The sequence below is a fragment of the Microlunatus soli genome (assembly GCF_900105385.1).
Taxonomy (GTDB): domain Bacteria; phylum Actinomycetota; class Actinomycetes; order Propionibacteriales; family Propionibacteriaceae; genus Microlunatus; species Microlunatus soli.
Window position 1 is genome coordinate 396,469 of sequence record NZ_LT629772.1, and the last position, 23,563, is coordinate 420,031.

Here is a 23,563-nt window from a genome sequence, read left to right on the forward strand (position 1 = left end):
CCCCGGGTTAGGACGCCGACCGCTGGGGTACCAGGACGCCATGGCACGTTTCGGATACACGCTGATGACCGAACAGAGTGGGCCGGTCGCACTCGTCGACTACGCCCGGTCGGCGGAACGGGTCGGCTTCGACTTCGCCCTGTGCAGCGATCACCACAGCCCGTGGCTGGCCTCACAGGGACATGCACCGTATGCGTGGACAGTGCTCGGGGCCGCTGCCCAGGCGACCGAGGCGATCGAGTTGATCACCTTCGTCACCTGCCCGACCCGTCGTTATCACCCGGTCGTCGTCGCCCAGAAGGCTGCGACGATACAGCTCCTCAGTGGCGGCCGGTTCATCCTCGGCCTCGGTTCCGGTGAGAACCTCAACGAGCACGTCATCGGCGAGGGGTGGCCGACCGTCGATGTGCGTCAGCAGATGCTGCTCGAAGCCATGGAGATCATCCGGGAGCTGTTCGGTGGAAAGACCGTGACCACTCGGAAGTCGCACTTCTCCGTGGCTCAAGCAAAGCTGTGGGACTGTCCTGCGGAATCGGTGCCGATCGGCGTGGCGGTCTCCGGACGTCGGTCGATCGAACGGTTTGCCCCGCTTGCCGACCATCTGATCACCACCGAGCCGGACCCCGACATCCTGCGACAGTGGCACGCCAACAGGCCGGACAGTGATCGGGCCAGCCGATCGTTCATCCAACTCCCGATCTGTTGGGCGGCGGACCAACAGTCAGCGATCGAGACAGTGCATGATCAGTTCCGTTGGTCGATCGGCAGCTGGTCGGTGAACGCCGAACTTCCCACCGCGCACGCTTTCGCCGCCGCTACCGACACCGTACGCCCAGAGGACGTCGCCGCAGCGATCCCGTGCGGACCCGATCTTGATCAGCTCGCTGCTGCCTGCGAACCGGCGATCGACGCCGGCTTCACCGACATCGGGTTGGTCCAGGTCGGCGATGCTGGTCAGCAGGATTTCCTTGATCAAGCCGCCGGGCCGCTGCTGGATCGACTGCGTCGGCGGACGAACCGTCGAGTTTCCTGAACCGAGCAAAGAGGAGCAGCGACGATGGAGGATCAGGATCGGCGACCGATCGCTCTGGTGGCAGGCGGATCGCGAGGTCTCGGTCTGGCGATCGCCCGCGAACTCGACCGAGCGGGTCAGCGTGTGGTGATCACCGCCAGGACTGCCGATGATCTCCGGCGTGCCCGCGACCAGCTGGCCGCCGACGGCGGGTCCGTGATCACCCGGGTGCACGACGTCAGGGATGCGGCCGGTGCTCGCGATCTGGTGGCCGAGATCGAGTCCGAGCACGGGGCGGTCGAGACGCTGATCTGCGTCGCCGGCGTTCTGAAGGTCGGTCCGCTCCCCGACCGGGCCGAAGACTACGACGAACCGATCGACACCATGCTGCGCGGTCCGATCAATCTGGTCCATGCCGTCCTACCACGAATGCGACAGCGCGGAGCCGGTCGGATCGGGATCGTGACGTCGATCGCTGCCGTCGTCCCGACTCCCCATCTCGTCCCATACACCGCGGCCAAGTACGGAGCCATCGGGTTCGCGCAGGGACTCACCGAGGAACTGCGCGGCGAACCGATCTCGGTGACCACGATCGTCCCTGGACTGATGAGAACCGGCGGCCACTGGCATGCCGCGTACGACGGTCGGCCGGAGCAGGAGTATCGGTGGTTCGCGTTGCTCTCCTCGTTACCGATCGTCTCGATCGCGGCGGACCGGGCGGCCGCGATCATCGTCCGTGCCGTGCTGACCGGGCGTTCCAAGATCATTTTCACACCGTTGGCCAGGGCCGGCGCGATGGCGTACCGGATCAGCCCGCGAGCCACGGTGGCCCTGCTCGGAGCGGCGAGCCGATTGCTTCCGGGGCCCGGCGACGACCACGCCCCCGGCTATCTCGCCGCCGATGCCATCGACTCATCGCTCTACGACCGGGCCACCGTGCTCGGTCGTCGGGCGATCGAACGCCTCAATCAGCTGGGGGCTCACGCGTCCGGGATGCAGACCGGAGAAAGGGTAAGGAAGGAACATGACTGAACAGAATCTGAAGTACACCGTCCCCGGAATGAGTGTCGGCGACGCCCGACAGGTGATCGATCTGCTCCAGAGCCGGCTCAACTGCTACAGCGACCTGCAGTTGACCCTCAAGCACGTGCACTGGAATGTGGTCGGACCGCATTTCATCGCCGTGCACGAGATGATCGACCCGCACGTGGACGAGGTGCGTGCCATGGCGGACGAGACGGCCGAGCGGATCGCAACCTTCGGCGGATCGCCGCAGGGAACGCCGGGTGCTCTGGTCGCTGCCCGCACCTGGCAGGACTACAGCGTCGGCCGAGCGAGCACCCAGGAGCATCTGGCGGCATTGGACATCGTGTACCGCGGGGTCATCGCCGACACCAGAACGGCGATCACCGATCTGGAGCAGCTCGACCCGGTGACGCAGGACGTGCTCATCGATCACGCGCAGAAGTTGGAACTCTTCCACTGGTTCGTCCGCGCCCATCTTGAGGACACGACCGGCGGTCTGGTCACCGCCGATGCAACCGAAGAAGTCGAGGCGGCGGAGGCTGTTGATCAAGCTGCCGATCGGGCACGCGCCGGCTCCTGAGCGCGTCGACTTCACCTGTCATGTCGAGGATCCTGAGCCACTGTCGGCCGACGTGACCACCCGGCGGTGGCCACACCCCGACACCGGGCCCAGGATCCTCCGACGTGCTCGGGATCCCTACCGTCAGGCACGAGCGGGCTGCTGCGGCACCACGTTGACCCGACGCTGCATCGACCGCGCCACCGGAGATGTACCGGCTCGACCGGCGACGTCGGCCCGTAGCCGCCTGGTGATCTTCTGCAGCCGACGGGACACCGACATCTGACTGATGTTCAGCTCATCGGCGATCGAGGACTGGGTCCGGCCCTGGGCGAAACGCAGCCGGAGCAGCCGTCGTTCGTCGTTCGACAGCCGGGTGCAGGCGTCATCGACCCGCCGCATCAGATCCGATCGCTCCATCGAATCGTCCACTTCGTCGAAACCGGCGTCTGTGGCACCCAGCGTTCCGGAAGCTGCGGCCAGTCCGTCGCTGGTGTCCAGAGACGCCGAGTGGAAGGCGTTGCTCCGGATCGCCTCCAGAACATCGGCCCGATCGGCCCCGATCCAGTCGGCCACTTCGGCGGCGGTGGGCGTACTCCCCTTGTCCTGTGCGAGATCGACCATGGCGCTGGCGACCTCGCTGTGCAACTCCTGCAGCCGACGCGGCGGACGCACCGTCCAGCAGTGGTCGCGGAAGTGCCGCTTGATCTCACCGGAGATGGTGGGGACCGCGAAGGAGAGGAACGCACCGTTGGCCGGGTCGTAACGAAGGACCGCGTTCACCAGGCCGAGTCTCGCCACCTGGATCAGATCCTCCAGGTTCTCCCCACGCGACCGGTAGCGGCGGGCCAGTGAGTCGGCGATCGGAAGGTTGATCTTGACCACCAGATCCCGGCACCGTTGTCGCTCCGCCGCGGTCAGTCGATCATCGCGGGCTGAGGTGAGAAGCTCGATGGTTCGTTGTTCTCGTCGCGCGTTCTCACTCTCACTGCGCTGAACATGTCGATTCCCACGCTTCGTGGTGCCCGGGCCCTGTCGGGAGGAGTCAGCCTGACCGGCTGCGTGCGTGGGTTCGTTGGCTACTGCTGCTGCATTCATGGTTCTCAAGTCCCCTCACGGGTCGAGAACGACACGTGGCTGTTTGCTCAACCACGTCTTTCCACCAAACCATGACCAGCACCGTTTGGCAACCCCGCTGCACGGGCCATTCTCGGCCGTCGAGGCCCGACGGCCACGAGGGCGTTCGACGGTTGCTCCGGGCTGGAACTTCACACCTCGGGAGGATGTCCGACGGGATTAACCCACAGCGTGAATCTGGTGGCTGCTGTTTCTGGTGGTGGAGCGGTGCCCATGCCGGACCGGTCGCCGACTGGCTCGCCCATTGCCATATCACCGTCGAACCGGTGATCGATCTTGCCGTGGATATGACGCCCGTGGATGCCTTTGAGATTCCGCCGGCGATGCGGGAGCGGATGTTCCTGGATACCCGGCAGCAGCCTGGAATCATCGGCCCGATGCGCTTGACGCGGGTGACGCCGAGGCCGGATTGCAGGATTCCTAAGCGATGTGGACAGATATGGTGGCGACGTCGGAACTTGCGGGATCGATCCGACCGATCGCGGCGATGGCATGCTTGGCGACCCGCAGGTGTTGATCAAACCCCGGGAGGCGTCCGGTCGCGCTGTCGCCGGCCAGCAGAACGAGCTGCGCCTCATCCAGGGATCATGATCATTCGGATGTGACGTCGGGCTGTGGCTCAGCCGGACGGTGTGGGCGCGGCCAATTGCCAAATGTGTTGGGCGAATTGTCCACGACCGAGGTCGTAGCTGCCGGTCGCGTTGACCAGAAACACTCTGCCGTCCGGCGCCCGGAACAAGAACGTCCCGGGCTCGGCTCGTCGCCTCTTCCACAGTCCGTGAGTGATCACATTGTGTTCCCGGCGACCGTTCGGGCCGAGGTTGTCTTCGCGGGTCTGGGCCGGGAGGCCCTCGATGAACGGGATGTTGTGGTCAAGATCAAGATGCCGGCCGACCGAGCCGGAGAGGGGGAACATGCTGCCCGGATACTTCAGGAACAGGCGTTCCCGCATCGCCCGCGGAATCTCATACGAATCCACCGGTGTCAGGTCCACCGACAGATCGATGACGGGTTTGACGGTGAGGTTGCAGCCTTGGAGCCAGTCGGCGACCAGGGTGGAGATCGTCGGGCCGATGTCTTCGACCCGAGTGACACCGAGCCCGGACTGCAAGGTCTCCTGCGCGATGTGGACACACAAGGTCGCGTCGGGCCGGAACTTCGCCGGGTCGATCTGGCCGATCGCAGCGATCGCGAGCTCGGCGAGCCGTCGATCCTGATCAACACGCGGGAACCGGGACGGCGAGTCCTCCTGATCAACGGTGTCGTTGGCTGGGTCGGGTGGCAGCTGATCATCGTGATCTTCATGCTGGCCGATGGTCGGCTGAGGTGATTCCGAATCCGCGGCGGCAGAATCGTTGTCGGCAGAGCCCGCGGCGGCAACACCGTCATCTGCACCATCCCGCCCGCTCGCAGCGCCGCCCATCGGCCGCGGGAGCAAAGAATCGTCGTCGGGATCCGGATCGAACAGGGTCGGCTCGGTGTCTTCGGCGATCATCCGGACCGCATCCAGCGGGTTGGCCAGCACATCGACCGCGGCGGCCATCCGCTCGTCCTTGCTGCCGGGATGGCCGCGGCGGGCCAGGATGTCGGCGATCCGGGTCACCTGAGCGTAGAACCGGATCACTGCCGGGGTCTTGGCCTTGATGAACATCCCCTTGTTCCCATGGTCGTTGCTCTGATTGATCCAGACGCCGACCTCCTCCGCAGCCTGCTCGGCGAGCTTGGCGATGTTGACCGCATCGACGCCGATGATGATCGCTTCGAGTTGGCTCAGTAGTCGGCCGTAGCTGAACCGGCCGACCAGGTCGGCGATCGACCGGTCGACCTCCCGGGCTTGTTCCAGGGTGAGGTGTCGGGTCTGCCGGGCGATGGTCTGACCGTCCGGTCCATCGATCTCGTAGCGACACAACCGCGCCCAGACACGCGGCAGCCGGTGGCGGAGGTCGAGAGCATCGGCGATCATCCGCTCCGCGGTGCCGGTGGACTTGTGCAGCTGGGCGGCCAGGTCGGTGACACAGAACCGGGTGACCTCGGGAGTGCCGTCACCGCCGGGCCGGATCGGCCGGTCACCACCGGGAATGGCCAACTGGTGCGGTGCGATGCCGTCGGCGGCGAACCGGTCGGCCCAACTGGCGATGCTGATCAGCCGGGAGTTGAGTCCGACGCGGACCAGCCAGTCCGACGCGGTCACCTGGTCCGCGAGTTGATCGGTGGTCAGGCACGTCGGATCGACACCCACCCCCGTGAGGGCGGTGCGCATCAACCCGCTGCCATCGATCATGTGACCAACACTATGGCGAGGGCCTGACACTTTACGCCCGTGCGAATCCCAAGCAGACAACGAATATCCACAGATTTGCTGGAGCCGTCATCGGGCGGGTCGACGGCCCTTCGACCAGCTCAGGGACCCCCGATAGAAATCACAGCCCTTCGACAAGCTCGGCGATCACAGCCGTTGTGGCTGTCAACCGGGCGCGATCGGTGGCGCATCGTCCCTGTGCGAGCTGATCAGTCGATCAACCAGGGACCGATAACGATCGCCATCGCCGACCGGCCAGGAGTGCGGTGCGTCCGGCATGATCATCAGCCGGCCACCGCACCCGACGGCAAGGTCAGCGGCGAACGGCAGCGGGCTGATCCGGTCGGTGTCGCCGTGCACGATCGTGAACGGCACCGACACATTCGGCAACTCGTCCTCCAATCGCACATCGATGGCTGACCGCAGACCCCGTTCGATGCCGAACAGCCCTGCGCGCAACCAATCCTGGGACTGGACCCCAAGCCGCGGGGAGTGGCGATGTCCTTCGCCGCCGAGCCAGGCGGCGAGTGCCGTCCGCAGGCTGCGCCGGGCAGGATCCAGCGTCGGGCTGATCAACAACAGCTGTCGGACATCCATCTCGCCGGCGGCAAGCACCGCAGCCTGGGTGCCGATCGAGCAACCGACCAGCAGGTCGACCGGGTCACGGCTCTGCCGGGCGAACCGGCGCGCGTACCGCCGGAGATCCGTGCCGGTCGACCGCCATCCCAAGGGTTGCAGGAGTTCGACCTGGTGGCCGTCCTTGCACAGCGCCTCCACGGAGGGTTCGAGGTAGCGGCGGACGGCGAGCCCGGGAATCATGATCACGCGAGCCATCGGTTGTCCCCCGCCCGCGTCGATGCGGCGTCCGACGGGGCCGCTGTGCTGTCGGGTACGTCGGCGACCAGCGGGTGCCCGTCCTCGCCGGGTGTCTTCCGCAGCGCACGTGCTGCGGCCCAGACGTCCACGGGAAGCCACGGCTGTCCAGCGGCGGGCAGGGCGTCCAGTGCCGCCCCGTAGCGAGCCATCGAGCCGATGTCGTGCGGCCAGTCCTGTGCACGCACCGCAAGCAGTTCCGCCGCTGCGCCGTGTCGCTCGATCGTGCTGACGAAATCCTCGGGCATGGCGACGCCGGGTGACCGGACACCGTGTTGGAATCCGAGGACGTACACCGAGCGGTAGCGGGACGACCGCTGCAGATGCCGATCAAGGGAATCCAGCGCGTCCCTTACTGGAAAGTAGGTCCAGAACGGCACCAAGGCGTGATTCAGCACCCGCCAGGGGTCACCGAGGATGAATGAGGGAACGATCAGTTCATCAGCCGGCTCACCTCGTGTTCGCATCCAGTCCCGCAGCACCGCGGCGACCGGATGAGCCGCTTGCTGCGGGCCCCGATAGCGGATCAGGATCACCGGATGACCATGAGCGGCACACCAGTCGCGGATCGAGGCGATGTAGTCCGGGTCGGCACCCCACTCAGCCTCCGGAGCTTCGGCATCGGCCGTCGGCGCGTGTGGACCGGACAGATGATCTTGTGCCGACAGACCGCCGAGCCCGCCGGTCTGGAACCAGTGCCGTTCCGCCACCCGCGTCACCGGCCAGCGGATTTGATCATCGACCAGGAGGACCGGCGCACCGGGCAGCAGTTGATCATCGAGAAAGCGAGCGAAGGCGTCCGGCAACCGCCGCCATTTCACCCGGAAGTAGGCCATCCGCGCCGTCATCAACCGGTCCTGTGCCGCGTCATGCATCTGGTGCAGTGTGACGTCGGGATTGCCGCCGAGCAGCTCCGGCCCCCATCTCCGACCGAACTCCAGCGCCTGGTCGGGGCGTTCGGGATCGCCCAGCCGATGCACCGGGACCAGCACCGTCTGCGGTAGCCACGGCACCTGCATCGCAGCGGCAAGCTGGGTGAGCGCGCCGTTACTGGACCCGATGAACGCCGCCGGGTAGCGACGCCTCGGATATCCGTCGGCGAAACTGGCTGCCACGGCGCCGAGGTCGACGTCGGACAGCTGCTCGGGTCGGATGCCTTCCGCCCCACCGACACGTCGATAGATCTCCCGCAGGATCGGCCACGGCAGCCGAGTGGCGACTCGGACCAATCGACCGACCGCCTCCGGATTTCCCAGGTTGGAGAACGGCGTTCCGCGCAGCGCTGCCGCCGTCGATGCGTGCAGCACCGACGCCGAGTCGAAGGAGGCCACGACTTGCTGCGGCGACAGACTCATGGTCGAAACGTACCTCCCTCGGGTGACGCGGCTGTCGTTCGACGGCGGCGGCCCGACGGGCAGTTTGCTCAACCCGCCGAGCCTGAGCCACCGCCGCGGCCCGGGTTGCTGCAGCGGCCTGCCGATGCCTTACCCAGACGCTCGTCAAGAAACGCTTGTCGCCGCTTGATCGACGGGGCTGTGACCGGAATGCGGGTAACAATCGAGAGGACCGTCGTTCGGACAGGGAGGAGATGGCGATGCGGGCGATCTGGAGCGGGAGTATCGCATTCGGACTGGTGACGATCGGCATCCGGGTGTTCAGTGCCACCGAGGACCACAACATCACGCTGCATCAGATCCATGACGCCGATGGCGGACGGATCCGGTATCAGCGGCGGTGCGAGGTGTGCGGTCGCGAGGTGAAGTACGAGCATGTCGACCGGGCCTATGCCGATCGGGACCAGACGGTGGTGATCACCGAGGACGAACTGGAGTCGCTGCCGACCGAACGCAACCGTGAGGTCTCCGTCCTCGAGTTCGTGCCCAATGATCAGATCGACCCGGTGATGTTGTCCCGCAGCTACTACCTGGCGCCCGACGAACGCGCCGTCAAGGCCTACCACCTGCTGCGCCGTACGCTGGACGACACCGATCGCACGGCGGTCGTCCGGTTTACGCTCCGCAACAAGACCCGGCTCGGGGTGTTGCGGACCCGGGACAAGGTGCTGGTGCTCCAGGCGCTTCGCTGGGACGACGAGATCCGCACGCCGGACTTCCCCGAGCTCGACCAGAGCCCGCGACTGTCCAAGGCCGAACGCGACAGCGCCGCCACCCTGGTCGAGAGCCTGAGCAGCGATTTCACTCCCGAGCGGTTCACCGACGAATACGCCGAAGAGCTGAAACAGCTGGTCGAAGCCAAGCTGGAGAAGGGTGACTCGATGGACACCGAGGAGACCTTCGGCGAGCAGCCGGAGGGTGAGGACGAGGGTGACGACGGCAAGGTTGTCGATCTCACCGAGGCACTCCGCCGAAGCGTCGAGCGATCCGGCTCAGGCAAATCCACGGCACAGAAGTCAGGGGCGAAGGAGACAGCGTCGAAGAAGACGCGGGCAAAGAAGACGACAGCAGCCAAGAAGACCGGTGCAAAGAAGGCGGCGACGAAGAAGGCCGGCTCCAAGGGCGGCAAGTCCACGACGACCGGGTCCGGGCGCTCCACGTCGACGCCACGTCAGCGGGCAGGCTGACGCACCCCACACCGTTTCATCGCGGCCGGGCTGGGAACTGTTCGGGTATGGATCTCGGACTGGCCGGACGAACGGCCCTGATCACCGGCGCCGATTCCGGCATCGGCTGGCACGCCGCACAGTTGCTGCTGGCCGAGGGCGCCATGGTGGTGATCAGTGACCATGACCAGACGATCTTGGACCGCGCAGCCGCCGCTCTGGACGTTGACGACAACCGGCTCCATGCCGTCGCCGCCGACGTCACCGATCGGGCCTCGGTGGGCCGACTGCGCGAACAGGTCCGTCGCATCGGACGGATCGACATCTTGATCAATTCCGCCGGTATCACGGGCGCAACCGGCGCCTTCGAGTCGATCGACGACGACGGCTGGGCGGAAACCCTATCGGTCGATCTGATGGGGCCAGTGCGCGTCACACGTGCCTTCCTGGACGACTTGCGCAGCTCGGCGAACGGTCGTCTGATCTTCCTGACCTCGGAGAACGCCGTCCAGCCCTATCCCGAAGAGATTCCCTACGACGCCGCCAAGGCCGCGCTGCTGGCGACGGCCAAGGCATTGTCCAAGGCGTACGGCTCCGAGGGGCTGCTGGTCAACTGTGTTTCGCCGGCCTTCATCGCGACCCCGATGACGGACGCGATGATGGACCAACGAGCAGCTGAACTCGGGGTCACCACTGACGAGGCGATTGCCGGGTTCCTGCAGGAGATGCGCCCCGGGATTGCCCTGCGACGCCGCGGCCGTCCCGAAGAGGTGGCGGCCGTGATCGCCTTCCTGTGCTCGGATCGGGCGAGTTTCGTGAACGGATCCAACTACCGGGTCGACGCAGGCTCGGTGGCGACGATCAACTGACCCTCAAAGGACCAGTATGAACATGCCAACCACGCTGACCAGGCCCAAGGATTCCTACGACTACCTGATCGTCGGCGGCGGGATGGTCGCCGACAGCGCGGCCAAGGCCATCCAACAGGTCGATCCCAACGGCGCCATCGGCATCGTCGGATCCGACCCGGATGAACCGGTGACCAGACCGGCCCTGACCAAGAAGCTGTGGACCGATCCCGAGTTCACCGTCGACCAGGTCTGGCTGAAGACGGTCGAGCAGACCGGCGCCGACCTGGTCTGCGGCGTGCAGGTCGACGCGATCGATCGCGCCGCGCATCAGATCGAGGCAGCTGGCCGGGCCATCGGCTATCGCCGGCTGCTGCTGGCCACCGGTGGCGAGCCGAAACGACTCGACCTGCCCGACGACGATCGGATCCTCACCTTCCGAACCTTCGCCGACTACCAACGGCTCCGCCGATTGGCCGGCAACCGGCATCGCATCGCCGTGGTCGGCGGCGGCTACATCGGCAGCGAACTGGCAGCGGCCCTGGTCGCCAACGACACCGAGGTCGAGTTCATCCACCCGCAGAAGTTGATCTACGAGGACTCGTTCCCCAGTCATCTCGCCCGGCAGCTGACCGATCTCTACCAGCAGAAGGGAGTCAGCCTTCGGTCCGGCACCATGATCACCGGTGGCAGCGCCGGTCCGGCCGGCATCCAGCTGACGACCGACGCCGGTGATCAGATCGATGCCGATGCCGCCGTGATCGGTGTCGGCATCACACCGAACACCGAACTGGCCGAACAGGCCGGTTTGAGCGTCGACGACGGCGTGGTCGTCGACTCCTACCTGACCACCAGCGATCCCGCGATCCTGGCCGCCGGCGATGTCGCGCGGTACCCGGACCGGCTGCTCGGCCGGCAGCGGGTCGAGCATGTCGACAACGCCGAACAGATGGGCCGGCAGGCGGGGCGGAACCTCGCGGGAGCCGGCGAGCCGTACACCTATACCCCGTACTTCTATTCGGTGTTGTTCGGCAACCGGTACGAAGCCATCGGCACCCTCGATCCGTCGGCGGAGCTCGTCGAGAACTGGTCCGATGATCATCAGCAGGGTGTCGTGTACTACCGGGACGGGCGGAGCGGAGTCGTACAGGGCGTTCTGCTGTGGAATGTCGACGGCCGGACCGACGACGCACGTTCGGTGATCGCGCGCTCGAGCTCCGGCGACCTCGCCCCCGATGATCTCACCACCGCGATTTCCACCCACTGATCAAGGAAGCCGGATGCCGGATACCGCCACTGAGTTCCGTCAGATGCGTCGCTACCGCGCGGCAGCGGACTATCTCGCCGCTGCCCAGATCTATCTGCGCGACAACGTCCTGCTGACCGAGCCGTTGCGACCCGAGCATCTGAAGCCGCGGCTGCTCGGCCATTGGGGAACGTGTCCCGGAATCACCATGATCTATGCCGGACTCAACCGACTGATCCGACAGCAGCACGTGTCGATCATGCTGGTCACCGGCCCGGGCCACGGCGCCCCGGCAATCCACGCGAACCTGTGGCTGGAGGAATCCCATGCCGAACGAGACCCTGTGTTGGCGCGGACCGGCGGCGGCCTGGCCGAACTCGTCCGCCGATTCTCCTGGCCGGACGGCTTTCCTAGCCATCTGTCCCCGGAAGTTCCCGGTGTCATCCATGAAGGCGGCGAACTGGGTTACGCACTCGCGACCGCCTTCGGCGCGGCCGCCGACGCGCCGGACCGGATCGTCGCCTGCATTGTCGGCGACGGCGAAGCAGAGACCGGACCGACAGCAGCCGCCTGGCAGCTGAACAGCTACGCCGATCCGGCCACCGGCGGCGTCGTGCTGCCGATCCTGCATCTGAACGGATACAAGATCGCCTCCCCCACCCGGTCCGCCCTGATGTCGGACTCCGAACTGACCGACCTCTACCGCGGCTACGGATGGTCTCCGCTGATCGTCGATCTGTCCGCCATCGACTACGACGAGGTCGACGCCGAGCCCGATCGCCTGCTGGCAACGGGTCTGGACGCTGCGCTGGCCCGGATCCGCGAGATCCAACGGCGTGCCCGGGGCGCGGACGATACCGCAGACGCCACGCCGCCCTGGCCGATGCTGATCCTCCGCACCCGCAAGGGATGGGGGCTGCCCGCGTCCATCGACGGCACCCCGTTGGAGGGCACCTTCCATGCCCATCAGGTGCCGATCAGCGACCCCCAACACGACCAGGACGACCTGACTGCGCTGGAACAGTGGTTGCGTAGCTATCGACCCGACGCACTGTTCCCCGACGGCGAACCGTGCGCAGACGTGCTGGCCGCCTGCCCACCCGCCGACCAGCGGATGGGCACCGATCCGGCGACCAACGGCGGTGTGCTGCGCCGAGAACTCGACCTGCCGGAACTGACGCCCTACGCGATCGAAGTACCCGAGCCGGGGGCGGCGACCGCCGGCGCGACACCGGTTCTCGGACCGTGGTTGGCCGACGTGATGCGCCGCAGCAACGAACGCCGGGACTTCTGCATCGTCAGCCCCGACGAACTCGAGTCCAATCGGCTCGAGGCCGTCCTGGAGGCCACCGACCGACTCTGCCAACGACAACCGCCGGGCTACGCCGAACATCTCGGCCCGCACGGTCGAGTGCTCGAGGTGCTCTCCGAACACAACTGCCAAGGCTGGCTGCAAGGCTATCTGCTGACCGGCAGACACGGAGTCTTCCCCAGCTACGAAGCGTTCGTGTCGATCGTCGACGGCATGGTCAACCAGTATGCGAAGTTCCTGAAGATGGCCGCCGAGGTCGGATGGCGGGCACCCGTCTCCGCACTCAACTACCTGCTCACCAGCGAAGGCTGGCGACAGGAACACAACGGCTACAGTCATCAAGGTCCGGGATTCATCAACACGATGCTGACCAAGAAGGAATGGATCAGCCGAATCTATCTGCCACCGGATGCCAATTCGCTGTTGGTGATCATGGACCGTTGCCTGCGGACCACGGACAAGATCAACGTCGTTGTTGCGGGCAAGCAGCCGGCACCGCAATGGATGTCGTTGTCGGCGGCGCGGGAACACTGCCGCGCCGGCGCGGGTGTCTGGAACTGGGCGTCCAACGACGACGGTGACGAGCCCGACATCGTGCTCGCCTGCGCCGGCAACATCCCGACCGTCGAAACGCTCGCCGCGGCTTCGATGCTGCGCCGGGACGCGCCGGGTCTGCGGGTCAGGGTGGTCAACATCGTCGATCTGCTGACCCTGGCGCCGCCCGACCGTCATCCACACGGGGCCCCGTCGAGTGACTTCGTCGACTGGTTCGGCCGCAGGGCACCGGTCGTCCTGGACTTCCACGGCTATCCCTCCGCGGTCCACGAGTGCCTCCACGGTCGCCCCGACTCCGACCGGTTCCATGTCCGCGGCTACCGCGAGGAAGGGACCACCACCACGCCGTACGATCTCCTGATCAGCAACGGCGTCAGTCGTCACGATCTGGCCATCGAGGCGCTGCATCGCGCCCCCGGATGGTCCAGCCGCGCCGGGGAACTCGCCGACCGGTACGCCACCGAACGGGAGCGGATCCGCCGTGACCTCCGCCGCACCGGCGTCGACCCGCCGGAGATCACCGATTGGACCTGGGCATGAGCGCGCCGGCACGGATCGTCACCGTCAATCCGGGATCGCATTCTCTGCAGCTCGGCCTCTTCGCCGGGGAACGGACAGAACGCTCCGACGAGATCGACGACGACCCGACCGGCACTGCGGCCGGCACAGCGCTCTCGGACTTCCTGGCCGACGCCGCTGCCGACGGCCCCATCGACGTGATCAGTTATCGCCTGGTGCACGGTGGCGATCTGATCACCGAGCCGACCGCGATCGACGATCGTCTGCGCCGTGACCTCGATCGGTTCACCCCGCTCGCGCCGGGGCACAACCCGGCGACTCTGGCCTGCATCGACCAGGCCCGCACGACGCATGGCTCAGCCGTCCACCTGATCTGCCCCGACACCGCATTCCACAGCTCGATGCCACCCCGGGCAACGACCTTGGCCGTCCCCCGGCACTGGCGGGACCGCTACGGCGCCCGGCGGTACGGATTCCACGGTGTCTCCTACGGCTGGGCCGTGCAGCGAGCAGCGCAACTCCTCGCGGCGAACCCCGACTCGCTGAACCTGATCATCACCCACCTGGGCGGTGGCTGCTCGGTCTGTGCGACGCACAACGGCCGGAGCATCTGGACCACGATGGGCATGACGCCCGCGGACGGGTTGGTGATGACGCGCCGCAGCGGGGCCGTCGATCCCGGTCTACTGCTCTGGTTGCAGTCCACGCACGGGTTGTCGGCGGACGAGATCAGGGACGCCCTGCAGCGCGACAGCGGCCTGCTGGCGCTGTCCGCAGGACGCAGCGCCGACACCCGGGACCTGGTCGCGGCCGCCGCCGACGGTGACAGCGATGCCGCGCTCGCGATGGAGATCTTCACCGACAGCGTCCGCCGGAACGTCGCGGCCGCGGCCACGATGCTCCCCGGCCTCGACGCGATCGTCTTCACCGGCGAGATCGGCTACGACCAACCCGAGGTCCGCGACGCGGTCTGCGGCGGTCTCGGAATGCTCGGCGTGCCGACCGCGCTCAAGCAACCGGAGCCCGGCGATCGGATCATCAGCCCGGCCGGCGCACACCCTGCCGTTCTCACCATCGAGACCGGCGAAGCTGCCGAGCTCGCCCGGCTCGCCCGGCAGTTCCTGCAGCCGCGCCGGTGAGCCCGAGTGCGGCGTCTGAGCAGGCTGTCCCGAACACCGGCGAGTGCCGGCGGACCGAGCGGGTACTGACCGATCAGCGGACGGCGCCCCGCCGCCCGTTCCGGATGTCGCCGGCCCGTGTCGCGACTCGATGAGGAAGCAGGCCCGTATGCCGACGATCGAATTCCACGTGTTGCCTCACGCCGAGCAGTGGCAACTCAGCCGCAACGGCCGCCGGACAGCGCTCTTCGCGACCAAACAGGAAGCGATCGAAGCCGCCTGTGATCTCGCCCAGACCGAGGAGCTGTCGGCCATCGTCGTACATGATCCTGACGGTCACGTCCAGGGCACGACCGTCACGACGGCCGAGTGACCGGCGGTCAGTCTTCTTGCGTCGTGATCCGGACCAGTGCCGCTCCGAGCCGGACGGCATCACGCCCCTCGAACACTGCTGCCAGCCCGCGGCGGGAGTAGGGCAGCCCTGCTTGCCGCGCACCGTCCAGGACCCGTGCATCGAGGTAGGGCCGGCACCAGTGCCAGACGGCCTGCGCTTCGCGGAGGAAGATGTCGGCCCCTGCCGGGCCGATCCCAGGAATCTCGGTCAGCAGATCGGCGGCGGCCTCGGGATCATGATCAGATTCTGCGGCCAGCTTGCGAAGATCACCGTGCCAGCGGTCGAGCACCAGCTGCGCCGCCTGCTCCAGGCGCGTCGCGGTGCTTTCGTCATAGCGCTTGTAGTGCGCCCGGCCGAGGGCGTCGACCCGCTGCTGCCAGTCGGTCCGCAGCGTACCTCTCGCAGTGCGGACCCCGATCCGGCGTAGTTCGGCGTTCGCCGCGGCGGCGATGTCGGCCGAGATCGGCTTGGCCAACAGGATGGTCAGCACAAGGAGCTGGAAAAGCGGACTCGGCTTGTCCTTCAGGGTGAAGCCGGATTCGTCGCAGTACGTCCGGCCATGCTCAGCCAGCAACGTCCGAACGATGGTGTCGTTGTCGGTCATGCCCGTGCATTACCCCACCGGGCCCGGCGTCGAAACGACCTGTGGACATCAGCCACGATTCGGCGGGATGCAGTGGGGTACCCATGCCGTTCAACAGGCCCTTTTGATCGGCAGCCGGTCGGCATGCATCATGGGGGGCCGAGATTCCGGCGCCGAGGTCGGATCCCAAGACCGATGGAGGTGCCCGAGGTTGCGTTGCGAGTTCCGGATCGGTGACGCCTGTGCCAGCTGACCGTCCACGAACCCACCGGATCTCGAGGCGGGCGCTGATGACGCGCGCCGGTCTGGGCGCGGCCTCGCTGACCGGCGTACCACTGCTTGCCGGTTGTGGCGCCGATGCCTCTCCGCGCACCACAAAGGTGCAGTACCAGCAGTTCGGATCCGGCACCGTGATGCGCGACTTCCTGCACACCATCGGTGATCAACTCGGCGCCGAGCATCCGCTCAAACTGGTCCCGTTGGTGGCGTCGGAGGACGACTACTTCACCAAGAACGAGTTGATGATGTCGTCGCCGAACACCACGCCCGATCTGGTCTACGAGGACACCTTCATCCTCAAGTCCGATGTCGGTGCCGGCTACCTGCAGCCGATCGACGACCTGATCAAGGACTGGCCGCGGTGGCAGGACTTCACCGAGCAGTCCCGCCAGGCAGTCACCGCCGATGACGGACGGATCTATGCCGTTCCGACCCACACCGACACCCGCGCCCTGTGGTGCCACGGCCCGTCGCTGGAGGCGGCCGGACTGCCGGCATCGTGGCAGCCGAAGACCTGGGACGAGCTGCTGGACGGTCTGCGCCGGATCAAGTCCCGGACACCCGAGGTCATCCCGTTCAACATCTTCTCCGGCAAGCCACAGGGTGAGAAGGCCAGCATGCAGGGCTTCGAAATGCTGCTCTACGGCACCGGCTCCACCCTGTACGAGGAGTCCAGCGGCAAATGGGTCGTCGGCAGCCAAGGTTTCCTTGATGCGTTGCGTTTCCTGGACGCGGTGTTCTCCGAGAAGCTGACGCCGTCGGTCTCCGATGCGCTGAACCCGAACCTGACCGAGACGATCTACAACGACTGGACGCCGAGGGGTCGGCTGGCGATCAATCTGGACGGAAGCTGGATCAGTCAGAACTGGGTCGAGGGAGCGCCGGGCGCCTGGCCACGGTGGTCGAAGGACATGCAGCTGGCCACCATGCCGACCCAGCACGGGCAGGGCCGCGGTTGGGTCACCTTGGCCGGCGGCTGGTGCTGGGCGATCCCGAAGCGTTCGGACAAACGCCGGTTGTCCTGGAGAGTGCTGCGGCAGATCATGCAGACCCGCAACATGGTTGATCTTGCGGTCGCCGACAACCAGGTCACGATCCGCGACGACATCGCCGCAAGCGCCACCTATCGCGGGTACTCCCCGACCATCGAGTTTTTCACCGAGCTCGGCAAACACGCCGTCTACCGGCCGGCGCTACCTGCCTACCCGCAGGTCTCCTCGGAGATCCAGCAGGCGATGGGCGTGGTGATGACCGGAAAGTCCCGGCCCGAGCAGGCGGCTGCCGACTACGACCGAGCAGTGACCGAACTGGTCGGCGCTCGGCGCACGACGAAGGGGTGACCGATGACCTCGAGCGCAGAATCCATCGCCGACCAGCGCATCCGTCCCGGCCGGCAGCAACGTCGGTGGGGTCGAACCGCACGTCGCGGCGTCCCTCTCGTTCCCGCTGTGGCGCTGCTGCTGTTGTTCATGGCCGGCCCGGTGATCTACAGCATCTACCTGGCCTTCACCAACTCCTCGATCCGTGGCGAGGGCGCGAACACCACCGACTTCGTCGGCCTGGAGAACTTCGGCACCGCACTCGCCGAACCGGAGTTCTGGAAGTCGGTCGGTCTGACGCTCGCCTTCACCATGCTGTCGGCGGTCATCGGTCAGAATCTGCTCGGCCTGTTGCTGGCGATCATCATGCGCCGCTCCAGCAAGATCATCCGCTCGGTGACCGGTGCCGTGGTGATCGCGGCCTGGATCCTTCCCGAGGTGGTCGCCGGCTACCTGTGGGTGACGTTCCTGGACGGTGACGGTTCGTTCAACGCGATCATGAAGGTGCTGCATCTGCCCCAGCAGGATTGGCTGGTGTCGTTGCCGATCTGGGCGGTCGCGTTCGCGAACATCTGGCGTGGAGCGGCCTTCTCGATGTTGATCTACACCGCCGCGTTGGCCGGGATCTCCCCCGACATCAAGGAATCCGCCGAACTCGACGGTGCCGGAGTGTGGCGCCGGTTCCTGTCCATGACGGTGCCGATGATCCGACAGTCGATCGCTACCAATCTGATGTTGATCACCCTGCAGACGCTGTCGGTGTTCGGTTTGATCTACATCATGACGGCCGGCGGCCCGGCCAACGACAGCCAAACGCTGCCGCTCTACATGTACGAGCGGGCCTTCAGCTACGGCCAGCTCGGCTACGGCACCGCCATCGCGCTGTTGCTGTTGCTGATCGGAGGCCTGGCCTCGATCGCCTACCTGCGGCTGCTACCTGCGGAGGACAAGTCATGAGTACCGACGTCGCCACCCGGGCTCCGGCCGCCGAGCAGACGACGGTGCGCACGGAGCGCCGATGGACCGGTTCGCGCAAGCGGAGCCTGACCGTCCGGTCGCTGTCCGATCTTGCCCTGCTGGTGGTCGCGGTCTTCTTCGCGATCCCGATGATCTGGGTGATCCTGGCCTCGTTCAACCCAGCGGCGACGCTGTCGGTGAGCTGGCCGACCGATCCCGGCCTGGACAACTATCGGGCGATCTGGAACGCCGAGACCCTGTTCCGCCCGCTGGCGAATTCGATCATCCTCTGCGGCGGCGCGACGCTGCTCAGTGTCGTCGCCGCGGCGCTGGCGGCCTATCCCTTGTCCCGTTACAACTCACGGGCCAAGCGCCCCTTTCTGCTGACGATCATCTTCGCCACCGGACTGCCCATCACCGCCGTGATGATTCCGGTCTATGCGCTGTTCGTCCGGGTCAATCTGGTGGATTCGATGCCCGGCGCGATCCTCTTCCTGGCAACGTCGTCGCTGCCGTACGCGATCTTCCTGATGAAGAACTTCATGGACGACGTGCCCACCGAAATCGAGGAGAGCGCCTGGACCGAGGGGGCGAGCACGACCCGTGCCCTGTGGTCGATCGTGCTGCCGTTGATGCGCCCGGGCACGGCCGTCGTGACGATCTTCACTTTCGTCAGCATGTGGGGCAACTTCTTCGTCCCCTTCATGTTGCTGCTGTCGCCGGAGAAGCTGCCGGCCGCCGTTACGCTCTACACCTTCTCCTCCCAGTACGGCCAGGTCGCCTACGGTCAGCTGGCCGCGTTCTCGATCTTCTACTCGCTGCCGGTGGTGGCGCTCTACCTGCTGCTCGGACGCCGGCTCAATTCCGGATTCGCCGCCGGCGGTGGGCTGAAGGCCTGAGCCAAGCATCTTCAGTCGAGCGTCATGTCGATCATGGATCGCATCGCCTGCTCCGCACCGCCCCGCTGCAGGAGCTCACGTTGCAGGTCTGCACCCGTTCCGCGTCCGAGCACCCGCGCGATGCCGGCCCGAACCCGTTCACGATCACCATTGCGTTCCAAGGCATCGTCGACATGATCGACGAGTGCCGTGATCACGTCAGCGGCCGGCAGCGGCCGTGACTCGACGGGGCAGAGGAGTCGACCGCGAAGCCCGTCCCTACTCGCCTGCCAATGCGCCAGCCGGACGAGCTCGCGGTCGACCGGCACGGTCGAGCGACCGATAGCCGCCTCGACGTCGACCAGTGCGCGGGCCAGAGCAGCGATCATGATGGTGTCTTCGGCGCGCAGGCAGACATCGGCGATCCGAATCTCCACCGTCGGATAGTGCCGGGACAGTCGTGCATTGAAGTAGACCATGTCGGCGTCCAGTAGGACGCCCGAGGCAACGAGCCGCTCGACCTGGTCCCGATACGACTCGGCGTCACCGAAGGCAGCCGTCGCACCTGTGCAGGGCAGTCGCGACCACACCTGGGAGCGATAGCTCGCATATCCACTATCACGTCCCTGCCAGAAGGGTGAATTCGATGACAGCGCAAGGACGGCGGGAAGCCATCGTTGGAGGCCGTCTATCACCGCGACTCCTTCGTCGTCGTCGCGGACGCCGACGTGGACGTGACAACCACACGTCAACTGCTCCATCGTGGTCAGGCCGAATCGCTCGACCATCCGCCGGTAGCGGGGTTTCACCATCGTCTGCGGCGCGACCGGCAGCGGGGACGTCGCCAGCGCCGCGATCCGCGCATCGCTGCGCCGGGCAAGATCATCGGCGTAGCGTCGCCAGTCACGGATCTGTCGTTCCAGGTCGTCCATTCGCGTGCACGGACTGGTCTCTACCTCGATCTGTTGTTGTTGGAGTTCGGCCTCGATGTCACCGTCGCTCGGTGAGGCATCGGTCACCGGGTCGGCGGCGGCTCGTCGCAGCATGCTGGCCGCCACCGCACGAGGAACGCCGGTCAACGGATCGACGAGCAGCAACTCCTCTTCGACCCCGACGGTCCGCGGACCTCTGTGTTCGGACATCTGCGACGACCTTCGACTACCGCGCTGCCCCACGGGTCAGCCGGCGGGTCAGCAGCAGCACCCCGCCGGCCACCACCCCCGCTGTTCCCACCGCGATCGAGGCGTGATGCTCCGACGCCCAGCTCTGATAACTCCGCGACTTCGCCCGATCATCGAAACGGCCGTGGGGGCCGCGGTCGAACCCGTCCGGTCCGTCCAGCGGTTCCCAGAGATTGTTCGCCTGTCCGGGCGGCTGGTCCGCGTCGCTCTGCTGGGCGGCAAATCCGGTCCTGGCCAGGTAGCGATCCAGCAGCCAAGGGGCGAACTTGTCGCCGATCATGGTTCCCACCGTGGAACCGCCGACCCAATACTCCCGCCGCCGCGGATGCCTGACCGCATGCAGCACGGCATCGGCAGCGATCTCGGGCTGGTAGATCGGCGGCACCGGTTGAGCCCGCTTCGGCAGTCGGGACAGCACCCAGTCGAACTGGGGTGTGTTCATGCCGGGCATCTGCACCATCGTCACGTGGACGTTGCTGTGCTCGTGCAGCAATTCGCAGCGCAGTGCTTCGTGGAAGCCTTGGATCGCGTGCTTGGAGCCGCAGTACGCCGACTGCAGCGGGATTCCGCGGTAGGCCAGTGCCGAGCCCACCTGGACGATCGTTCCATGATCACGCGGCAGCATCTTGTCCAGGGCCGCCCGGGTGCCGTGCACGAATCCGAGATAGTTCACCTCGGTCACGCGCCGGTACTCCGCCGGTTCGATGTCGACGAACCGGGCGAAGACCGAGGTGAAGGCGGCGTTCACCCAGCAGTCGATCGGGCCGAGGGCGGTCTCCGCCCGGTCCGCGGCGGCCGCCACCGCCTGATGATCAACAACGTCGACGACGATTCCGATCGCTCGCCGCCCCTGGGCACGGACGTCGGCGACCGCACCGTCGAGACCGACCTGCCCGCGGGCCAACACGGCCACGTCGTAGCCGGCCGCGGCCAACCTGCGTACCGTGGCCCGTCCGATGCCACCGGTACCACCGGTCACCACCGCCACATTCGCGTCCTTCGTCTTCGCCATCTGCAATCCTCGATCCTTCCGATCATCGGTCGGGCACCGCGCCGTCAGCCGGGCGGCGCTCGGCGGGGCGACTGGCCGAGTCGTATCGAGCTCTCCATCATCACGGCGTGCACGAAGCCCTGCGGCAGGTTGCCGCGCAGTTGACGCTGATCGACGTCGTACTCCTCGGCGTACAGCCCGGCCGGCCCGCAGGCCGCACGGTTGCGTTCGAACCACCGGGCGGCTTCGACGGGATCGCCGTACTGATGCTGAGCCATTGCCATCACGAATCCGCAGAGCAGAAACGCTCCCTCGGCATCGCTGAGGGGTCCCGGCTGATGCCGGAACCGATAGAGATAATGATCATCGGCGAACTCATCGAGCAGAGCCCGCATCGTGTCGACTCCGCGCTGGGCGGCGGCGTCGGGCAGGCCACGTACCAACGGCAACAGCAGCGCCGCATCCAGTCCCTCGTCGTCGGGGGCACGTTGCCACCGCCCCGACCGATGGATGCTGTCGACCTCGACCTCGGCCAACAGCGTGTCGGCCAAGGACGCCCACGCGCGAGCCTGCTTCGGTGGCGCACCGTCACCGATGGCGCGCAGACCGGCTGCGCAGATCAGTCGACTCTGCGTCCAGCGACGCGGATCGAGCTCCCAAATGCCGGCGTCGGGCTGCCGCCGGCGCTCGGCGATGCTGCGCACCGCGATCTCCGCCGCGCGCCAGCCGTTCGCGTCGAGATGATCATGGTCGGCAGCGGCGGCGAGGAGCAGCAGCGATTCACCGAAGACGTCCAGCTGGAACTGGGCGTTGACGTGATTGCCGATCCGGTCGTAGCCGCCCGGATAGCCGGGCAGGTCGAGGGACTGCTGATCAGGGATCTCCCCGCCGTCGACGGTGTAGCCGGGGGCCAGCCTCGGCCCGTCGGCCAGCAGACGATCAGAGACGAAGCCGACCGCATCGTCCAACAACGGCGGTGCTCCGAAGGCGGCAACCGCCTGCCCGGCGAGGGCCTGGTCCCGGATCCAGACGTAGCGATAGTCGTAGTTGCGGCCCTGCTGCGCCTGCTCGGGCAGGCTGGTGGTGGCAGCCGCCACCATGCCACCGGTGCTGCTCGTCAGGCCGCGGAGCACGGCGTAGGACCGCCGGGCGTCGGAAGGGGCCAACGAGGCCTCGATCGTCGGCACGGCCGCACACCAGGCCTGCTCGGTCTCGGTCCAGGACCGTTGCGGATCCGGTGGTCGTTGCGGCAGCGAACGGTCCGACACCTCGAGGACCAGGTCATGGTGGTCGCCCGGCTGGAGCTGCAACTCCATGATCAGTCCGTGCCGCTCCACCCGACGAGCCCGGCCCGCTCCTGACCAACGGAACCGCAACGGTCCGGAACGTCCCTGCCAGGTCCCCGCGACGTGCCGGAGATCTTCCATCGGGTCGCTGCCGAAGCCGGCGCGGAGATCGAGGGTGACTGCGACACGCGCCTCGTTCTGCACGGCCGAGATCCGCCGTAGCAGCACCAGCCGGGAGGCCTCCCCCGGGAACGACAGCGCCTCGCGGCATTCGAGGACGCCGCTCTCCGTCGTCCACCGGTTGTGCCAGATCAGGGTGCCGTCCTCGTAGTAGCCGCCCCACACGTAGCGTTCGGTCGGCTCCACGGTGTAGGTGCCGGCGCCACCGATCAGCGAACTGAAGACCGCCGCGGAGTCCCATCGCGGGGCACAGAGCCAGGCGATGTCGCCACCCGGCCCGAGCAGGCCGCCGCGCTCGCCGTCGGCGATGAACGCATACTCCCGCAGGACATGTGGCGGAGAGTTCGGCGAGTCTGCACCCGAACGATGACGATCCATCCCTTGCCGTCCCCAGACCTCGTCGGACATCAATGTGTTCATCAGATACCCGGCCCGAAGCGGCCGAATCCGG

General features: G+C 66.6%; 20 protein-coding genes. 12 read left to right on the forward strand and 8 right to left on the reverse strand.

Features of this window, described 5'->3' with window-relative positions; translation table 11 throughout:
* Nucleotides 1–40: 40 nt before the first annotated feature.
* From BLU38_RS01785 to BLU38_RS01795, 3 genes are read left to right on the forward strand one after another with little or no spacing between them, the layout of a single operon-like run.
* On the forward strand, nt 41–1,033 hold the full coding sequence (locus BLU38_RS01785; RefSeq protein WP_091518936.1) for a TIGR03557 family F420-dependent LLM class oxidoreductase: 993 nt from the start codon (nt 41–43) through the stop codon (nt 1,031–1,033).
* Nucleotides 1,034–1,057: 24 nt separating this feature from the next.
* Nucleotides 1,058–2,044, forward strand: a complete 987-nt coding sequence (locus BLU38_RS01790; protein WP_091518940.1) for an SDR family NAD(P)-dependent oxidoreductase — start codon at nt 1,058–1,060, stop codon at nt 2,042–2,044.
* Nucleotides 2,037–2,618, forward strand: coding sequence for a Dps family protein (locus BLU38_RS01795; RefSeq protein ID WP_091518942.1), 582 nt, complete (start codon nt 2,037–2,039; stop codon nt 2,616–2,618). Before BLU38_RS01790 ends, BLU38_RS01795 begins: the two co-directional genes overlap by 8 nt.
* A 123-nt stretch (nt 2,619–2,741) precedes the next feature.
* On the opposite strand, the gene BLU38_RS01800 is transcribed toward BLU38_RS01795, so the two are convergent.
* From BLU38_RS01800 to BLU38_RS01815, 4 genes are all read right to left on the reverse strand, one after another.
* The gene (locus tag BLU38_RS01800) at nt 2,742–3,482 is read right to left on the reverse strand and encodes a sigma-70 family RNA polymerase sigma factor (protein ID WP_197679949.1); all 741 of its coding nucleotides are present in this window, start codon (nt 3,480–3,482) and stop codon (nt 2,742–2,744) included.
* Nucleotides 3,483–4,353: 871 nt separating this feature from the next.
* A complete protein-coding gene (locus tag BLU38_RS01805; protein ID WP_091518948.1) occupies nt 4,354–6,015 on the reverse strand; it encodes a DUF222 domain-containing protein in 1,662 nt (553 codons plus the stop codon).
* Nucleotides 6,016–6,198: 183 nt separating this feature from the next.
* The gene (locus BLU38_RS01810; protein WP_091518951.1) at nt 6,199–6,867 is read right to left on the reverse strand and encodes an alpha/beta fold hydrolase; all 669 of its coding nucleotides are present in this window, start codon (nt 6,865–6,867) and stop codon (nt 6,199–6,201) included.
* Complete coding sequence (locus BLU38_RS01815; protein WP_091518956.1) at nt 6,855–8,261, reverse strand: hypothetical protein; 1,407 nt, start codon at nt 8,259–8,261, stop codon at nt 6,855–6,857. The genes BLU38_RS01810 and BLU38_RS01815 overlap by 13 nt, the downstream gene beginning before the upstream one ends.
* 239 nt (nt 8,262–8,500) lie before the next feature.
* Here BLU38_RS01815 and ku point away from each other — a divergent pair, with 239 nt between their 5' ends.
* The 6 genes from ku to BLU38_RS01845 all read left to right on the forward strand — a co-directional run bounded on the left by ku (nt 8,501) and on the right by BLU38_RS01845 (nt 15,437).
* On the forward strand, nt 8,501–9,487 hold the full coding sequence (gene ku / locus BLU38_RS01820; RefSeq protein ID WP_091531655.1) for a non-homologous end joining protein Ku: 987 nt from the start codon (nt 8,501–8,503) through the stop codon (nt 9,485–9,487).
* A gap of 47 nt (nt 9,488–9,534) precedes the next feature.
* Complete coding sequence (locus BLU38_RS01825; protein WP_091518959.1) at nt 9,535–10,335, forward strand: SDR family NAD(P)-dependent oxidoreductase; 801 nt, start codon at nt 9,535–9,537, stop codon at nt 10,333–10,335.
* A gap of 16 nt (nt 10,336–10,351) precedes the next feature.
* Nucleotides 10,352–11,581 (forward strand): NAD(P)/FAD-dependent oxidoreductase, encoded by a 1,230-nt coding sequence (locus tag BLU38_RS01830; protein ID WP_231920135.1) that lies wholly within the window; start codon nt 10,352–10,354, stop codon nt 11,579–11,581.
* Nucleotides 11,582–11,594: 13 nt separating this feature from the next.
* Complete coding sequence (locus tag BLU38_RS01835) at nt 11,595–13,967, forward strand: phosphoketolase family protein (protein ID WP_091518962.1); 2,373 nt, start codon at nt 11,595–11,597, stop codon at nt 13,965–13,967.
* Entirely contained in the window at nt 13,964–15,085 is a 1,122-nt protein-coding gene (locus tag BLU38_RS01840; protein WP_091518966.1) for a hypothetical protein, read from the forward strand. Before BLU38_RS01835 ends, BLU38_RS01840 begins: the two co-directional genes overlap by 4 nt.
* 148 nt (nt 15,086–15,233) lie before the next feature.
* Nucleotides 15,234–15,437 carry a DUF2188 domain-containing protein gene (locus BLU38_RS01845; RefSeq protein WP_157683150.1) on the forward strand — a complete coding sequence of 68 codons (204 nt, stop codon included), beginning with the start codon at nt 15,234–15,236 and terminating at the stop codon, nt 15,435–15,437.
* Nucleotides 15,438–15,444: 7 nt separating this feature from the next.
* Here BLU38_RS01845 and BLU38_RS01850 read toward each other — a convergent pair whose 3' ends face one another.
* Complete coding sequence (locus BLU38_RS01850; RefSeq protein WP_091518972.1) at nt 15,445–16,062, reverse strand: endonuclease; 618 nt, start codon at nt 16,060–16,062, stop codon at nt 15,445–15,447.
* Between the two features lie 269 nt (nt 16,063–16,331).
* Here BLU38_RS01850 and BLU38_RS01855 point away from each other — a divergent pair, with 269 nt between their 5' ends.
* Genes BLU38_RS01855 through BLU38_RS01865 form a run of 3 tightly spaced genes read left to right on the forward strand, consistent with a single transcriptional unit; the run spans nt 16,332 to nt 19,495 of the window.
* Nucleotides 16,332–17,660: an extracellular solute-binding protein gene (locus tag BLU38_RS01855; RefSeq protein ID WP_091518976.1), complete on the forward strand. Its 1,329-nt coding sequence runs from the start codon at nt 16,332–16,334 to the stop codon at nt 17,658–17,660.
* A 3-nt stretch (nt 17,661–17,663) separates the two neighbouring features.
* Nucleotides 17,664–18,596 (forward strand): carbohydrate ABC transporter permease, encoded by a 933-nt coding sequence (locus BLU38_RS01860; RefSeq protein WP_091518978.1) that lies wholly within the window; start codon nt 17,664–17,666, stop codon nt 18,594–18,596.
* The gene (locus tag BLU38_RS01865; protein ID WP_091518981.1) at nt 18,593–19,495 is read left to right on the forward strand and encodes a carbohydrate ABC transporter permease; all 903 of its coding nucleotides are present in this window, start codon (nt 18,593–18,595) and stop codon (nt 19,493–19,495) included. Before BLU38_RS01860 ends, BLU38_RS01865 begins: the two co-directional genes overlap by 4 nt.
* A gap of 11 nt (nt 19,496–19,506) precedes the next feature.
* Here BLU38_RS01865 and BLU38_RS01870 read toward each other — a convergent pair whose 3' ends face one another.
* From BLU38_RS01870 to BLU38_RS01880, 3 genes are read right to left on the reverse strand one after another with little or no spacing between them, the layout of a single operon-like run.
* Nucleotides 19,507–20,616 carry a carboxylate-amine ligase gene (locus tag BLU38_RS01870; RefSeq protein WP_091518984.1) on the reverse strand — a complete coding sequence of 370 codons (1,110 nt, stop codon included), beginning with the start codon at nt 20,614–20,616 and terminating at the stop codon, nt 19,507–19,509.
* Nucleotides 20,617–20,632: 16 nt separating this feature from the next.
* The gene (locus tag BLU38_RS01875) at nt 20,633–21,667 is read right to left on the reverse strand and encodes an SDR family oxidoreductase (RefSeq protein ID WP_091518990.1); all 1,035 of its coding nucleotides are present in this window, start codon (nt 21,665–21,667) and stop codon (nt 20,633–20,635) included.
* Nucleotides 21,668–21,711: 44 nt separating this feature from the next.
* On the reverse strand, nt 21,712–23,520 hold the full coding sequence (locus BLU38_RS01880; RefSeq protein ID WP_231920136.1) for a glycoside hydrolase family 15 protein: 1,809 nt from the start codon (nt 23,518–23,520) through the stop codon (nt 21,712–21,714).
* Nucleotides 23,521–23,563 lie beyond the last annotated feature (43 nt).